Origin of the sequence: Geodermatophilus sp. Leaf369, assembly GCF_001424455.1 — a bacterium.
Taxonomy (GTDB): domain Bacteria; phylum Actinomycetota; class Actinomycetes; order Mycobacteriales; family Geodermatophilaceae; genus Klenkia.
Window position 1 is genome coordinate 1,678,170 of sequence record NZ_LMQA01000001.1, and the last position, 15,366, is coordinate 1,693,535.

A 15,366-nucleotide genomic window follows, 5' to 3' on the forward strand; every position below is an offset into this window, starting at 1 on the left:
GGCTCTCCTCAGTAGGAGCGGGGCAGGCCGAGGGTGTGCTGGGCGACGTGGTTGAGCACCATCTCCCGGTTCACCGGGGCGATCCGCAGCAGGCGGGCCAACCCCCAGTACGGGACCAGGCCGTACTCGGTGGACAGCCCGTTGCCGCCGTGGGTCTGGATCGCGGCGTCCACCGCGCCGAGCGCGGCCTCCGCGGCGGCGTACTTGGCCATGTTCGAGGACTCCCCGGCAGGCAGACCCGCGTCGTGGGTCCAGGCGGCCTTGCGGGTCATCAGCGCGGCCAGCTCGGTCTCGATCGCGGCCTTGGCCAGCGGGTGGGAGACGCCCTGGTGCGACCCGATGGGGGCCTTCCAGACGGTGCGCTCGTTGGCGTAGGCGGTGGCCCTGCCCAGCGCGTACCGGGCGATGCCGACGCAGAGCGCGGCGCCGGTGATCCGCTCGGGGTTCAGGCCGTGGAACACCTGCGCGAACCCGGCACCGACCTCGCCCACCACCATCTCCGGACCGACCCGGACGTCGTCGAAGAACAGCGTGAACTGGCGCTCGGGGAGCATCGCGTCCACCGGCAGCGGCTGCGCGACCAGGCCCTCGGCGTCGGTGGGCACCAGGAACAGCGACATCTGCGCCCTGCCGCTGACCTCGTCGGTGCCGGTGCGCGCCACGACCATCAGCGCCTGCGCCTCGTCGACGCCGGAGATGTAGTACTTGGTGCCCGAGATCAGCCAGTCGTCGCCCTCGCGGCGGGCGGTGGTGGCGAGCTGGTGGCTGTTGGACCCCGCACCCGGCTCGGTGATGGCGAAGACCACCTTGGACGTGCCGTCGGCCAGGCCGGGCAGCCAGCGCTGCTTCTGCTCGGGGTCGCCGAAGCGGGTGATCACCTCCGCCGAGATCGCCGCCGACACCAGGAGCAGCAGCATCGGGCAGCCCTGCGCGGCGATCTCCTCGCAGACGATCGCGAGCTCGACCAGCCCACCTCCCCCGCCGCCGAACTCCTCGGGGACGTTGATGCCGATGAAGCCGCCCCGGGCCAGCTCGGCCCACAGCTCGGTCAGCGGCTCGTGCCGGGCGGCGTGCTCGGCGTAGTGCGCGCCGCCGTAGCGGGCCGCGATGGCGCCCACGGTCTCGCGCAGGGCCTGCAGCTCGGGCTTCTCGGCGAACTCCATCGGGCACTCCCATGTGATCGGTCGTTCACTACTGCCGCACCGTAGCCGACCCCACAGACAGAGACCAGGCCCCGTTGTGCACGGGCTCACAGCACGCCCTTGACGGGAGGGTGCCGAGTGGTCGACGGTTCACTCCCGACGACGCCGCGCGACGACGCCCGGCCGGGGACGAGGAGCACGCGTGGCCATCGACGTGGACAGCCTGTACGACCGCCGGGCCGACGACCGGTGGAACCGGACGAGCGTCGGAGACGTGCTGGAACGGCTGACGTACAGCCGGCCCGACCGGGTGGCGATCACCGGGTGGACAGGGGCGTTCGGCGACCCGGCGTTCGAGCGGCTGACCTACCGGGAGGCCGCGGGGCTGGTCGACCGGATCGCCCACGGGCTGCTCGCGGCCGGGTTGGTGCGCGGCGACCGGGTGCTGCTGGTCTGCGAGAACTCCGTCGAGGCCTACCTGACCAAGCTCGGTGCGGCCCGGGCCGGGCTGGTGTCGGTGCCGCTGAACCCCTCCCTGGCCCCCGACGTCGTGCAGCAGCTGGTGGACCTGGCGCAGCCGCGGTTCGCCGTCGTCGACGCCGAGCTCTGGGAGCACGTGCGCCCGGCCTTCGAGGCCTGCGACCTGGCCGTGGACGTCACCGTGACCATCGGCGGGGGCCCGGTCGAGGGCAGCGCGTCCTTCGCCGACTTCACCGCCGCCCAGTCCGCCGGGGACGCCGGGGCGGCGACCGTCCACGGCGACGACGTCTGGGAGATCCTCTTCACCTCCGGGACGACCGCCCTGCCCAAGGGCGTGATGCTGTCCCACCACTACGCCCACCAGGCGGCGCTGGGCTACGCCCTGTCGCTCACCCGCGGGATCCCGGTCGAGGCCGACGTCGTCCAGGTCGCGTTCCTGCCCGTCGTCTACCACGTGGCCGACCAGATCCTGTCGCTGTCGGCGTTCCTGGCCGGGGGGCGGCTGGTCATCGGCCGGCGCCCGGTGCCGGCGGACATGGCCGCGGCCGTCGTCCGCGAGGGTGGGACGGCGGTCTGGGGCGGTTCACCGCAGCTGGTCAAGGCCTTTGCCGCCGAGCTGGCCGCGGTGTCCGCACCGGGGACCAGCACGCTCCGGGTGGTCGTCTACGGCTGGGGTGCCGTCGAGGTCGGCGTCCGGGACTCGCTGAAGGCGACCTGCGGCGAGGGCCTGACCCTGGTCGGCATCTTCGGGCAGACCGAGGCGATCAGCTGCCACCGGTTCTGGCCCGACGTCGAGGACGCCAAGTACCGGGCCGCCGGCTCGTCGGTGAACTACGTGGGCATCCCCAGCCCGCTGCTCGCCTCCACCGTGATGGACGTCGACGGCAGCTCCCTGATGGACTCCCCCGGGGTGCCCGGCGAGGCCGTCTACCGCTCCCCGGTCGTGACCGCCGGCTACTACCGGGACCGGGCCGCCACCGAGGAGGCCTTCCGCCACGGCTGGTTCCACTCCGGGGACAGCTGCGTGGTCGACGAGGACGGGCTGCGGATCATGGTCGACCGGTACAAGGACATCATCAAGAGCGGCGGCGAGAACGTCTCCAGCATCCGGGTGGAGGCCCTGCTGCACGAGCACCCGCAGGTGACCAAGGCCGCCGTCGTGGGGCTGCGGCACGACCGCTGGGGCGAGGCGGTGACGGCGGTCGTCGTCCGGGCGCCCGGGGCCACGATCACCGAGCGCGAGCTCGTGGACTGGTGCCGGGTCCGGCTGGCCGGCTTCGAGACGCCCAAGGCGGTGCTCTTCAGCGACGCGCTGCCCGAGACCGTGGGCGGCAAGGTGCTCAAGTACAAGCTGCGGACGGCGATGGCCGACCTCTACGACGACGCCGCCGCCGACCTCTCCACGGTCCCCCGCTGACGCAGCAGAGCCCCGGCGTCCTGTGGACGCCGGGGCTCTGCGGTACGGCCCCCTCGCAGGGCCCCGGCCCGCGCGGAGCGTGGGCTGGGGGGCGAGGGGGCCCTTCCTCAGTGCTGGACGGCCTGCTCCGCGCCGATGCCGGTCAGGGACCGCACCTCGAGCTCGGCGTACTTGTCGACGTCCGGCTTCTTCTTGGACAGCATCGTGCCCAGCCAGCCGAGGAAGAAGGCCAGCGGGATGGAGACCAGGCCCGGGTTGTTCAGCGGGAACCAGGAGAAGTCGACGTCCTGGATCAGCGACGTGGACTTGCCGGTGGCCGGGTTGACCGCACCGCCGGAGACGACCGGGGAGAACAGGATCAGCACCAGGCAGGAGATCAGCCCGCCGTAGATCGACCACAGCGCGCCCTGGGTGGTGAAGCGCTTCCAGAACAGCGTGTAGAGGATCGTCGGCAGGTTCGCCGAGGCCGCGACGGCGAAGGCCAGCGCCACCAGGAAGGCGATGTTCAGCCCGGCCTGCAGCGCCAGGATGCCCAGCCCGATGGCGACCGCGCCGATGACCACCGAGGTGATCCGGGCGACCCGGACCTCCTGCTTGCCCGACGCGGAGCCCTTCTTGATCACCGAGTTGTAGACGTCGTGGGCGAAGGACGCCGACGCGGTGATGGTCAGGCCGGCCACGACCGCGAGGATCGTGGCGAAGGCGACGCCGGCGATGATGCCCAGCAGCACGGTGCCGCCGAGCTCGAAGGCCAGCAGCGGGGCGGCGGAGTTGACCGCGCCGGGGGCGGCGAGGATCTCGTCGGCCCCGACCAGGGCGCCGGCGCCGTAGCCGATGACCAGGCTGAACAGGTAGAAGAACCCGATCAGCCAGATCGCCCAGACCACGGACTTCCGGGCGTCCTTGGCCGTCGGCACCGTGTAGAAGCGCATGAGCACGTGCGGCAGACCCGCCGTGCCGAGCACCAGCGCCAGGCCCAGGGAGACGAAGTCCAGCTTGGACGTGCCGCTGGCGCCGTACTGGCCCATCGGGGAGAGCACGTCGCGCGGGGTGGCCTGCACGGCGGCGGTGTCGGCCGCCCCGCCGAGCAGCGAGGACAGGTTGAACCCGTACTTCCCCAGCACCCAGATCGTCATGACGAACGCACCGGCGATGAGCAGCGTCGCCTTGATCAGCTGCACGTAGGTGGTCCCGCGCATGCCGCCGACGAGAACGTAGAAGATCATCAGCGCGCCGACGACGACGACGGTGAGCGCCTGGGCGGCCTCGCCGCTGACCCCGAGCAGCAGGGTGACCAGTCCGCCGGCGCCGGCCATCTGGGCGAGCAGGTAGAACAGCGAGACGGTCAGCGTGGACAGCGCGGCCGCCGTGCGCACCGGCCCCTGGCGCATCCGGAAGGCCAGGACGTCGGCCATGGTGAACCGGGCGGTGTTGCGCAGCAGCTCGGCGACGAGCAGCAGCGCCACCAGCCAGGCGACCAGGAAGCCGATGGAGTAGAGGAAGCCGTCGTAGCCGTAGACCGCGATGGCGCCGGCGATGCCGAGGAACGAGGCCGCGGACAGGTAGTCCCCGGCGATCGCCAGGCCGTTCTGGGTGCCGGAGATGTTGCGCCCGGCGGCGTAGAAGTCCGCCGCGCTGGAGTTGCCCCGGCTGGCCCGGAACGTGATGACCAGCGTGATCAGGACGAAGACGCCGAAGATCGAGATGTTGACGGCCGGTTCGCCGATCGTCTCCGGGGTCATCGCGGGTCCTCCTTGGCAGCGAACTCGTGGGCCTCGAGCCGGCCGCGCATCTCGTCGGAGATGGGGTCGGTGCGCCGCGCGGAGTACGCGACGTAGAGCTGGGTGATGAGGAACGTCGTGACGAACTGGCCCAGGCCCAGCAGGATCCCGAGGTTCACGTTGCCGAACACGTGGGTGTTCATCAGGTCCACCGCGTAGGTGGAGAGCAGCACGTAGAGCAGGTACCAGGCCAGGAAGGCCACGGTCATCGGGACGGCGAACCGTCGGAAGCGTCGGCGCAGCTCGGTGAACTCCGGGGAGTTCTGGGCCTGGCGGTACTCCTCGGGGGTGAGGAGCCGGCGTTCGGGCTGTGTCACGGGGTCCAACCTCACTGTGGGTCCGCTGTGTGTGAACGCTCACACTAGGGGTGCGGTGGGGGGTTCCGGAACGACCCGCCGGGACCCGGTCCGGTCCGGGCCGACCCGAACTCGTCACCTGCGGGCAACGCGGGGGTGATCCCCGGGCGGTCCACTGGTGCATGGCCCTCTCGAGGACTGTCCCCTCACCCGGTTCCACCGGCTGGTTCCCCGTCGCCCGTGCGGCCGACGTGGGTGGCGCCCCGCTCTCGGTCGGCGCGGGCGGGCGTCCCTACGTCGTCCTGCGGCTGCGGCCGGGCGCCGAGGTCACCGCGCTGTCGGCCCGCTGCCCGCACCGGCTGGCGCCGCTGACCACCGGGTCCGTCGTGGACGGCACCCTGGAGTGCGCGCACCACGGCTGGCGGTTCACCACCGACGGCCGCTGCGTGGACATCCCGTCCCTCGGCGTCGACGGCACCCCGCCCCCGCGCGCGGACCTGTCCGCCCCCTGGGCGGTCGAGGAACGCGACGGCTGGGTGTGGATCGCCCCCGAACGCACCGTCCACCACCGCCCGCCCCGGGCCGGAGCGCACACGACGGCCGACCCGGTCCCGGCGCTGCCCGGCCCGACCGGTCCGGTGCTGGGCAACCTGGACGCCTCGCTGGAGCACGCCTGGCACCCGGTGGCCCTCGCCGTCGAGCTGCGGGAGGGCGGGTGGCTCGCCGTCCGGCTGCTCGGGCGGACCTGGACGCTGGAGCGCACCGGCGGGGAGGTGACCGCGGCCGCCCCGGCCTGGGGGGTGCGGGAGCTGTGGGGGGTGGTCTGGCTGGCGCCGGCCGAGCCGCTCGGTGCCGACCTCGCGCCGTCCGACCCGGGCGGCACCTGGCTGCCGGCGGTGCGCACCGGCGTCCCGGCCGCCGTCCTCGCTGACGCGCTGCTGGACCCGACCCCCGCGGTGCCCGAGGTCGTGCTGCACGAGGGCGGCTTCGCCGGCACCTGGGCCGGCGGCCGGGCCGACGTGGCCACGCCGTTCCAGCTCCGGCGCCGGGACGACGGGACGGCCCGCACCGTGCTCGTCCTGCTCCAGCCGGAGGACGCCGACTCCACCCGGGTCTACGTGCGGGTCACGCTGCCCGGGGCGTCCCGGGCCGAGCGGGCCGCCGCCGTGGCGCAGCAGCGGACGGAGCTCGCCGCGGACCTCCGGCTGCTCGAGCGGGCCGGCAGCCCCGGGCTGCCGTTGACGATGCGCGCGGAGCTGCACGTGCCGGCCGACCGGCTCGGGGTCGCGCTGCGCCGCACGCTGGCCGACTGGGTGGTGGGGGTGCGGGCGACCGGGGCCGCGGCGCCGCGGCCCGGCGGAGGACCAGGCCGCGGCGTGAGGACGGCGCCCACCCCGGTGGGGTGGGCGCCGTCGGCGGAGGCGTGCGGGGCTCAGTCGTCGGAGCCGTGTCCGCCCGAGCCGTGGTCGTCGCTGCCGGAGTCGTCGGACCCGGACCCGGACCCGGACCCGGAGCCCGAACCCGAGTCGTCGGGGCCGGTGTCGTCGGCGCCGTGCCCGCCCGAGCCGTGGTCGTCGGCCGACGTGGGTGCCGACGTCGAGCCGGTGGCCGGGGCGGTGGACGAGGAGGACGAGGAGGACGAGCCGCCGGAGCGGTCGTCGTCGGTGAAGACCGGCCCGTCGGCGCCGCAGGTGACCAGCACCTCGACCCGCAGGTCACCCTGCTTGAACTCCACCTCGCCGGGGGCGGGGCTGTCGTCGAGCTCCCACCCGAGGGCGGGGGCACCCGAGACGGACGGGGTGCCGTCGGTGCAGCTGGCGTAGACGGTGCCGCCGGCGGTCTGGTGCACCCCGGCGGTGGTCACGGTCCCGGTCGCGCCGGGGGCGGGGGTCGTCGCGGGCGCCGCCGTCGCCAGCGTGCTGGTCGAGGCAGCGGGGGTGGCTGCGGTCGCGCCGTCGGCGTCGATCAGGCCGACGGCCACGAGGCCCAGGCCCACGGCGGCCGCAGCCGCACCGGTCCAGGCGGTTCCGAGGAGGATGCTCGTCTTGGTCATGGCGAGGAGATTGTCGCCAGCGAGGTCAAGGGCAGGTCAAGGCGGCGACAAGCTCCCACACGGCCGGTCCCCCGGTGGCTGCGGGGTCGGTTAGCGTCCGGCCGTGGCCCAGTTGCTGGTGGTGGAGGACGACGACCGGATCCGCGGCGCCGTCGTCCGGGCGCTGCGCGAGCGGGGCCACGTGCTGTCCTCGGCCGCCGCCGGGCTGGAGGGCCTGCGCCTGGCCGTGGACGGCACCCCCGACCTGGTCCTGCTGGACCTGGGGCTGCCCGACCTGGACGGCGTCGAGGTGCTGCGCATGCTCCGGGCCGTCTCCGCGGTGCCGGTCATCGTCACCACCGCCCGCGACGACGACGCCTCCGTGGTGCGCGCCCTGGACGCCGGCGCCGACGATTACGTGGTCAAGCCCTTCGCCGCGGCCCAGCTGGACGCCCGGATCCGCGCCGTGCTGCGCCGGGCCGCCGGCGACGCGGACGACGGGGCCGGGCCGGTCACCGTCGGCGGGCTCGTGCTGGACCCGCGCAGCCGGCGGGTGACCCTGGACGGGGCAGCGGTGGACCTCGCGCCGAAGGAGTTCGACCTGCTCGCCCACCTGATGGCCCGCCCGGGGGAGGTCGTCACCAAGCGCCAGCTGCTGGCCGAGGTGTGGCAGCTGCCGTACGGCGGTTCGGACCGGACGGTGGACGTCCACCTGTCGTGGCTGCGCCGCAAGCTGGGCGAGACCGCCGCCGAGCCCCGGTTCCTGGAGACGGTCCGGGGGGTCGGCGTGCGGCTGGCGGTGCCCACGCCGTGAGGCGGCAGATCACGCTGCTGGTCGCGGCCACCACCTCGGTGGTGCTGCTGGCCTTCCTGATGCCGGCGGCGACGCTGGTGTCCCGGGTGGCCGCGTCCCGGGCGCTGGACGCCGGGCAGCAACAGGTGCAGGTGCTGATCCCCTCGGTCGCCCTCGCCGGCCTCGACGACGTCCGGGTGGCCGTGGAGGTGGCCGTCGCCTCGGGTCGGCGGGTCGCCGTGGTCTGGACCGACGGCACCGTGCTCGGTGACCCCTCGGCCGTCCCCGACGGTCCGGTGGGCAGCACGGCCGCGCAGGAGGAGTCCGCCGACGGCACCCGGCTGGTGCAGCCGGTGGGCCGCGCCGACGGCGGCGCGGCGACGCTCTCGGTGCTCGTCCCCGAGGAGGAGCAGCGCGCCGGGGTGACCCGCAGCTGGGCGGTCCTCGCCGGGCTGGGGGTGCTCCTGTTCCTCCTGGCCCTGCTGCTGGCCGACCGGTTGGCCCGCTCGATGACCCGTCCGGTGCGTCGGCTGGCCGACACCGCGGACCGGCTGGGGGCCGGGGACCGGGACGCCCGGGTCGAACCGGCCGGGCCCCCCGAGGTCCGGGCGGTCGGGACGGCGCTCAACCGGCTGGCCGGCCGGATCGACGAGCTGCTGACCGCGGAGCGGGAGACCGCCGCCGACCTCGCACACCGGCTGCGCACCCCGATGACCGCGCTGCGGCTGGACGCCGACGCGCTGCCCCCGGGCCCGGCCCGGGACCGGCTGGTCGACGACGTCGACGCCCTGGACCGGACGGTCGACGCGGTGATCGCCGAGGCCCGCCGGTCCCAGCGGGAGGGGCTGGTCGCCGGGTGTGACGCGGTGGCCGTCGTCGCCGACCGGATCGCCTTCTGGACCCCGCTGGCCGAGGACGAGGACCGGTCCGTCACCGTCTCCCTCCCCGCGGGCCCGTTGCCGGTCCGGCTGGCCGCCGACGACCTGGCCGCCGCGGTGGACGCCCTGCTGGGCAACGTGGTGGCGCACACCGGGGTGGGGACGGCGTTCGCGGTGCTCGTCGAGGCGCGCACCGGCGGCGGGGCCGTCGTCACCGTCGCCGACGAGGGCCCCGGCCTGACGACCGCGGTGCTGGACCGCGGGGTCTCCGGTGCCGGCTCCAGCGGACTCGGGCTGGACATCGCCCGCCGCACCGCCGAGGCCTCCGGTGGTGGGCTGCGCCTGGTCCACGCCCCCGGGACGACCGTCGTGCTGGAGCTCGGCCCGCCCGCGGACCAGGGGCTCAGCGCGCCGAGGTGAGGGCGCCGGCCACCTCGCCGCGGTGGGCTCGCAGCAGTCGCCAGAGCCAGCCGCTGACCAGCACCTGCCCGGTCCCGGCGACGAGGAAGACGGTGGGCACCGTGGTGGCCGCGGCCAGCCAGCCGCCCAGCAGCGCGCCGACCGGGATCGCGCCCCACACCACGGTCCGGTAGGCGCCCTGCACCCGGCCGAACAGCTCCGCCGGGATCAGCGCCTGGCGCAGCGACATGGTCAGCACGTTCCAGAGCATCACGGCCGCCGAGTCCACGGCCAGCAGCACCCCGGCCACCCAGGGGTCCGAGACCGCCCCCAGCGCCACGGAGCAGCTCCCCGCGAGCGCCGCCCCCAGCACCAGGGTCGCCGTCCGGCCGATCCGGCGCGCCAGGGGTGCCGCGGTGAGCCCGCCGGCCACCGCACCGACCGCGGAGGCGGTCAGCAGCAGCCCGAACCCCGCCTCGGTCACCCGCAGCGTCTCCAGCGCCAGCAGCACCAGCACCCCGGAGGTCAGGGCGGCCAGCAGGGACGTGACCCCGGAGACCGCGGTCAGCCCACGCAGCAGCCGGTGTGCCCACAGCCAGCGCACCCCGTCGGCGACGTCGCGACGGACGGTCGTCGGCGCCACGGCCGTGCGCACCGGGCGGGAGGTGCCGGCGATGGTCAGCACCAGCACCACGGCCAGCGCGTAGACCACCGCGTTGGTCACGAAGGGCGCCGCGGCCGTGAGCGCGAACAGCGCCGAGCCCAGCGGGGCCCCCACGAAGCCCTCACCGGCAGACTCCCCCGTGGTGAGCAGGCCGTTGCCCCGGTCGAGCTGGTCGCGGGTGACCACCTGCGGCAGGACCGCCCGGGCCGCCGAGTCGTAGACCGTCTCGGCCACCCCGATGGTGAACGCCACCGCGTAGAGCACCGGCAGCCCCGCCGTCCCGGTCAGCACGGCCGCGGCGAGCAGCCCGAACGCCAGGGCCCGGACGGTGTTCGCGACCGCCATCGCCCGGGGCCGGTCCGACCGGTCGACCAGCGCCCCGGCCGGCAGGGCGAACAGCAGCCAGGGCAGGAAGGCCAGGGCCGTCAGCGCGGCGACGGCGACCGGGTCACGGGTGAGGGTCGCGGCCAGCAGCGGCAGCGCGACCCGGGTGACGCCGTCGGCCAGGTTGGAGGACGTGCTGGCGGCCAGCAGCCTCCAGAACGACCGACCGAGGGGCACGCCGGACCACCCTGCCACCCGCCCCCTCCGAGCGAGACCCGACGGACCGTCGCCCCGGTGTCACCGCCCGTTCGACCGGTGGTGGGACCCTCGGTCACGTGCAACGGACCCAGCCGCGCCCCGGCGCCCTCCTCGACCTCGACGCGCTGACCGGTCGGACGTTCGACGGCGTGCTGTTCGACATGGACGGCACCCTCATCGACACCATGCCCGGCGCGGTCGAGGCCTGGCACACCTGGGCCGCGGAGTTCGGCGTCGACCCGGCCGCGCTCGCCGCCGTCGGGGGACGCCCGGCGGCCCTGATCGTGGGCTCGCTGCTGCCCGCCGAGCAGGTCGCCGCCGGGATGCACCGCATCCACGAGCTGGAGACCGCGCAGGCCGACGCCGGCATCGACGTGCTGCCCGGGGTGACCGAGGCGTTCACCGCGCTGCCGGCCAACCGGGTCGCGATCGTCACCTCCTGCACCGGCCCGCTGCTGGCCGCCCGGATCGCCGGGTCGGGCCTGCGTCGCCCGCGCGAGGTGGTCTGCGTCGACGACGTCGCCAACGGCAAGCCCGCGCCCGACCCGTTCCTGCTGGGCGCCCACCGGATCGGGGTCGACCCGCAGCGCTGTCTGGTCGTCGAGGACGCCCCCGCCGGACTGGCCGCCGGCCGGGCCGCGGGCTGCGCGACGCTGGCCGTCGGGGACACCCACGACCACAGCGAGCTCGAGGCCGACGCCTACGCCCCCGACCTCTCCCACGTGCAGTTCCTCAGCGGCCCCGCAGGGATCCGCGTCGCCCTGCGCTGAGGGCTCAGTCCTCGGTCAACCGCAGCCGGTCGAGCAGTCCGGTCACCTCGAGCGGGCCGGTCACCGTGCGCTGGGTGGCCCGGACCCGGAGCTCCTTGCCGGCGGCGTCGGCGGCCTTGGACACCTCGACCAGCGCGGTGATCCCGGCCGAACCGAAGAAGTCCACGCCGTCGAGGTCGACGAGCAGGCGCTGCGGGGCGTCCTGCAGCGCGGCCAGCAGCTGGCGCGGCAGCCGCGGGTTGCTGTAGTTGTCCAGCACGCCGGTGACCCGGACGACCAGCTGACCCGCCGCGTCGGGGGTGCCCACGTCGGCTCCGAAGGGACGGCGGCCCTCGTCGGCGGGGTCGGTCGTCGTCGTGCTGATGGGGTCCTCGTCTCGACGCGCGGCACGGGCGGGCCCGAGCCTGCCACCGGCACACCCCGGTCGCACCCGGGGTCATCCCTGGGGACGACGACGCCGGGGCGGCGGCTGCCTAGGGTCGAGCAGGTGACGACGCAGGTGGGAGCGGACCGGCAGCCCGCGCTGGAGCGGGTCTCCCGCCGGCTGCGCGAGCACCCCTTCCTCGTCGACGCCGCCCTCGCCGTGCTCCTCTTCTTCCTCGTCGTGACCAGCGGGCTCGGCAGCGACGACAGCACCTCGGTGGTCCTGGTCCTGAGCCTGGCCCTCATCGCGCCGCTGGCCTGGCGCCGCCGGGCCACCGTCCCCGCGGCGATCGCGGTGACCGTCGCGGGGCTGGTCGAGCTGGTCGTCCTGTCCCAGTTCCTGCTCGCCAACGTCGCGGCCCCGGCGATGGTCTACGCCCTGGCCGCCTACGCACCGGCGGCCTGGCGACGGGCCGGGTTGGTCGTCGGTCTCGTGGGCGCCCTGCTCGCCGCCGACCGGTACTTCGGCAACGTCTACCTGGGCGTGGGCTCGGGCTACGCGAGCCTGCAGGGCACGGTGATCAGCGCCGCGGCGATCGCCGTCCTGGTGCTGGCCTGCTGGGCGATGGGCAGCGTCAAGCGCGGCCGGCTGCTGCGCGAGCAGGGGCTGCGCGAACGGGCCGAGCTGCTGGAGGTCGAGCGCGACCAGGAGATGGCGCTGGCCGCGAGCGCCGAGCGCGCCCGGATCGCCCGCGAGATGCACGACGTCGTCGCCCACTCGCTGTCGGTGGTCATCGCCCAGGCCGACGGCGGCCGGTACGCCGGCCGCACCGACCCCGGGGCCGCGATCGGGGCGCTCGAGCAGATCGCGGCCACCGGGCGGACGGCACTGACCGACATGCGCTCGCTGCTGGGCGTGCTCCGCGAGGACGGTGCCCAGGAGTTCGCCCCCCAGCCCGACGTCGCGGCGATCACCGACCTGGTCGCCGACGTGCAGCGCAGCGGCCTGGACGTGGACCTGATCAGCGAGGGCGCCCCGGTCGAGCTGGCCGCGGGCACCCAGCTGGCCGCCTACCGGATCACCCAGGAGTCGCTGACCAACGTGCTCAAGCACGCCGGCCCGGCCAGCCGCGCCTGGGTGCGGCTGCACTGGCGCGAGGACGCCCTGGAGCTCTCGGTGCTCGACGACGGCCGCGGTGCCGCCGCCGTCCGGGAGACCGGGGACGGGGGTGGGCACGGCGTGCTCGGCATGCGCGAGCGGGCCGCCCTGCACGGCGGCCGGGTGGACGCCGGGCCCCGGCACGGCGGGGGGTTCGGCGTGCACGCGGTGCTGCCCTACCGTCAGCGCCGATGAGCTCCCCCGAGCAGGTGCGCGTGGTGCTGGTCGACGACCAGCAGATGGTCCGGGCCGGGTTCCGGATGGTGATCGACAGCCAGCCCGACCTGACCGTGGTCGGCGAGGCCGGTGACGGGGCCGCCGCGGTCGCGCTGCTGCGCCGCACCCCGGCCGACGTCGTCCTGATGGACGTCCGGATGCCCGGGACGGACGGCATCGAGGCCACCGCGCAGGTCACCGCGCTGCCCGACCCCCCGCGGGTAGTGGTGCTGACCACCTTCGACCTCGACGAGTACGTGCTGGCCGCGATCGGTGCCGGGGCCAGCGGGTTCCTGCTCAAGGACGCCGCCCCCGAGGAGATGCTGGCCGCGCTGCGCACCGTGCACGCCGGCGAGGCGGTGATCGCCGCCAGCTCCACCCGCCGGCTGCTGCAGCACGTGGCACCGATGCTGCGCTCGGAGCAGCCGGCCACCCCGGCGACCCCCGACCCCGGCATCGCCGACCTGACCCCCCGGGAACGCGAGGTGCTGGTGCAGATGGCCTACGGCGCCTCCAACACCGAGATCGCCGCCGGCCTGTTCGTCAGCGAGGCGACGGTCAAGACCCACGTCGGCCGGGTGCTGGCCAAGACCGGCTCCCGGGACCGGGTGCAGGCCGTGGTGCTGGCCTACCGCTGCGGCCTGGTGCAACCGGCCGACCTGCTGCGCGACGCCACTGCCTGAACCGGTGGACCGCGACCGGGCGCTGGTCGCCGCGCACCGCACCGCCCTGCTCGAGGCGGGGTTCCTGCTCACCGGCGACGAGCAGCTCGCCGAGGACCGGGCGCACCGTGCGCTGGCCCGGCTGCCGGCCGACGCCGACCGGGCCGCGGCCCTGGCCGCCCTGGTGCGCACCCGGGACCCCCGCGGCCGGGTCACCGGGGGCGGCGCGGACCCGTGGTGGGTGTCCCCCACCGAGCTGGCCGCCGCCCGCCGGACCGCCGCCGCCCTCGCCGCCCTGGCCACCGCCGACCGCACCGCGGTGGTGCTCTCCGCGGCGTCCGGCCGGACCCTGCCGCCCGCTGCCGGGGCCCTGGGGGCCGACCCCGGTGGCGCGCTGGACGGGCTGCTCGCCGTGCGCCGGCCGCCGGTGCTCACCGACGCCGACGCCGCGGTCGTCGTGCGGGACCACCGACGGTCCGCCCGTCGTCGTCCGCTGCTGGTCGTGGCGGTGCTGGTGGTGCTCGCCCTGCTGGTCCCCGTCGTCCGGGCGCTGCCCCGTGACCCGACCCCGGCCGACCGGGACACCGCCCTGGAGGCACCCACCCGCGGCTCCGCGGCCGGGGACGACGCCTTCCTGGCGGCCGTCCGGGAGGCCGCCTTCGCCGGGGAGCCGACGCCGACCGACCGCCGGGTGGTCTTCGCCGGTGACGAGCTGGACGCCCGGTGGGTGCTGGTGGTCGGCACGGTGGACGGCGAGCTGTCCGGCCGGTGGTCGCTGGGGCCGCCCGGCGCGGCCGCCGAGGAGATGGTGCCGGCGAACCGGCCGGTGACCCTGCGGCCCGACCAGCCCGCGGCCCTGCTCGCCGGCACCGCGCTGCTGGTGGTCGCCGCCCCCGACGAGGGCGTGCGGGTCTCGACCGGGCAGGTCGTCGGGCCGGCGGGGACGGTGCAGCGGGTGTTCACGGCCCTGCCGGTGGACGCCGGGGTCGGCACGCTGCGGCTGGCCGCACCCGACCCCGGCGGCGTCGCGGTCCGTGTGCAGGTGGCCCGGGCCGGGGAGTTCTCGAACCTGACGCTGGCCCCGGTGCCGGTCACCGTGGCCGACCTGCCCGTCGGGCCGGCCGCGCCGGTCCCCGAGCTGTCGGCGCTGCGGTCGAGCTCCTCGCCCTCGGTCGCCGCGGTCGGGGCCGCGCTGTCCGCGGTCGCCGTCCCCACCGGGCTGGACCCCGCGACCCTGCGGCCCACCCTGCTCTGGGCGGGCGCGCTGCCCGACCCGCTCGGGGGCACCGTGGACGCCGCGGTGCTCGCCGTGCCGGTGCCCAGCGGGGCCGTCGTCCTCAGCACCGCCTGGGCCGACCGGCTCGACGACGGGACCCTGCAGCAGAACGGCTGCGGCCTGCAGACCTCCCCGGCCGGCACCGCCGTCGCCGCCCTGGTGGTCGCCGCCCGGTGCAACGTCGCGGACCGGGAGACCACCCGGGTGCTCAGCACGCTGCTGGTCACCGCCCCGGCCGGCACCGCGGGCCTGGCCCTCGTCGACGGCACGACGACCACCCCGCTGGCACTCACCGACGGCCTGGCGCTGGTCGACGACGACCGCGCGACCACGGCCCTCGTGCTGCCCGACGGCACCCGGCAGGCGGTCACCGCAGCCGGCCCGGACGACCTGTTCGACGAGTGAGTCCCCCCGGGGGATGACGGTCCTCCCCCCACGGGTGCAGCACGGCCGGGG

The 15,366-nt window shown here is 75.6% G+C and carries 13 protein-coding genes; 8 read left to right on the top strand and 5 right to left on the bottom strand.

The genetic code is table 11. The features are described 5' to 3' along the window. Nucleotides 1-8 precede the first annotated feature (8 nt). On the bottom strand, nucleotides 9-1,163 hold the full coding sequence (locus ASG36_RS08255) for an acyl-CoA dehydrogenase family protein (RefSeq protein WP_055761780.1): 1,155 nt from the start codon (nucleotides 1,161-1,163) through the stop codon (nucleotides 9-11). Between the two features lie 181 nt (nucleotides 1,164-1,344). Between ASG36_RS08255 and ASG36_RS08260 the strand changes: the two genes are divergently transcribed. Then, nucleotides 1,345-3,039: an AMP-binding protein gene (locus tag ASG36_RS08260; protein WP_055761783.1), complete on the top strand. Its 1,695-nt coding sequence runs from the start codon at nucleotides 1,345-1,347 to the stop codon at nucleotides 3,037-3,039. A 107-nt stretch (nucleotides 3,040-3,146) separates the two neighbouring features. Here the strand turns inward: ASG36_RS08260 and ASG36_RS08265 are convergent, their stop codons facing one another. Next, nucleotides 3,147-4,781 (bottom strand): cation acetate symporter, encoded by a 1,635-nt coding sequence (locus ASG36_RS08265; protein ID WP_055761786.1) that lies wholly within the window; start codon nucleotides 4,779-4,781, stop codon nucleotides 3,147-3,149. Further along, nucleotides 4,778-5,137, bottom strand: a complete 360-nt coding sequence (locus ASG36_RS08270; protein ID WP_055761789.1) for a DUF485 domain-containing protein — start codon at nucleotides 5,135-5,137, stop codon at nucleotides 4,778-4,780. The genes ASG36_RS08265 and ASG36_RS08270 overlap by 4 nt, the downstream gene beginning before the upstream one ends. Nucleotides 5,138-5,298: 161 nt before the next feature. Between ASG36_RS08270 and ASG36_RS08275 the strand changes: the two genes are divergently transcribed. The 3 genes from ASG36_RS08275 (at nucleotide 5,299) to ASG36_RS08285 (ending at nucleotide 9,239) form a co-directional block, all read left to right on the top strand. Next, nucleotides 5,299-6,939 carry a Rieske 2Fe-2S domain-containing protein gene (locus tag ASG36_RS08275; RefSeq protein ID WP_082522863.1) on the top strand — a complete coding sequence of 547 codons (1,641 nt, stop codon included), beginning with the start codon at nucleotides 5,299-5,301 and terminating at the stop codon, nucleotides 6,937-6,939. Between the two features lie 333 nt (nucleotides 6,940-7,272). Further along, nucleotides 7,273-7,962 (top strand): response regulator transcription factor, encoded by a 690-nt coding sequence (locus tag ASG36_RS08280; protein ID WP_055761794.1) that lies wholly within the window; start codon nucleotides 7,273-7,275, stop codon nucleotides 7,960-7,962. After that, complete coding sequence (locus ASG36_RS08285) at nucleotides 7,959-9,239, top strand: HAMP domain-containing sensor histidine kinase (protein ID WP_055761797.1); 1,281 nt, start codon at nucleotides 7,959-7,961, stop codon at nucleotides 9,237-9,239. The genes ASG36_RS08280 and ASG36_RS08285 overlap by 4 nt, the downstream gene beginning before the upstream one ends. On the opposite strand, the gene ASG36_RS08290 is transcribed toward ASG36_RS08285, so the two are convergent. After that, on the bottom strand, nucleotides 9,223-10,443 hold the full coding sequence (locus ASG36_RS08290; RefSeq protein WP_082522864.1) for an MFS transporter: 1,221 nt from the start codon (nucleotides 10,441-10,443) through the stop codon (nucleotides 9,223-9,225). The genes ASG36_RS08285 and ASG36_RS08290 overlap by 17 nt on opposite strands. A gap of 98 nt (nucleotides 10,444-10,541) precedes the next feature. Between ASG36_RS08290 and ASG36_RS08295 the strand changes: the two genes are divergently transcribed. Further along, the gene (locus tag ASG36_RS08295; RefSeq protein ID WP_235494713.1) at nucleotides 10,542-11,234 is read left to right on the top strand and encodes an HAD-IA family hydrolase; all 693 of its coding nucleotides are present in this window, start codon (nucleotides 10,542-10,544) and stop codon (nucleotides 11,232-11,234) included. Between the two features lie 4 nt (nucleotides 11,235-11,238). On the opposite strand, the gene ASG36_RS08300 is transcribed toward ASG36_RS08295, so the two are convergent. Next, nucleotides 11,239-11,541, bottom strand: a complete 303-nt coding sequence (locus ASG36_RS08300) for an STAS domain-containing protein (protein WP_162245177.1) — start codon at nucleotides 11,539-11,541, stop codon at nucleotides 11,239-11,241. Between the two features lie 180 nt (nucleotides 11,542-11,721). On the opposite strand from ASG36_RS08300, the gene ASG36_RS08305 reads away from it, so the two are divergent. From ASG36_RS08305 to ASG36_RS08315, 3 genes are read left to right on the top strand one after another with little or no spacing between them, the layout of a single operon-like run. Continuing rightward, nucleotides 11,722-12,951, top strand: a complete 1,230-nt coding sequence (locus tag ASG36_RS08305; RefSeq protein WP_235494715.1) for a sensor histidine kinase — start codon at nucleotides 11,722-11,724, stop codon at nucleotides 12,949-12,951. Beyond that, nucleotides 12,948-13,655: a response regulator transcription factor gene (locus ASG36_RS08310; RefSeq protein ID WP_055761804.1), complete on the top strand. Its 708-nt coding sequence runs from the start codon at nucleotides 12,948-12,950 to the stop codon at nucleotides 13,653-13,655. Before ASG36_RS08305 ends, ASG36_RS08310 begins: the two co-directional genes overlap by 4 nt. 4 nt (nucleotides 13,656-13,659) lie before the next feature. Further along, on the top strand, nucleotides 13,660-15,315 hold the full coding sequence (locus ASG36_RS08315) for a hypothetical protein (protein WP_055761807.1): 1,656 nt from the start codon (nucleotides 13,660-13,662) through the stop codon (nucleotides 15,313-15,315). Nucleotides 15,316-15,366 lie beyond the last annotated feature (51 nt).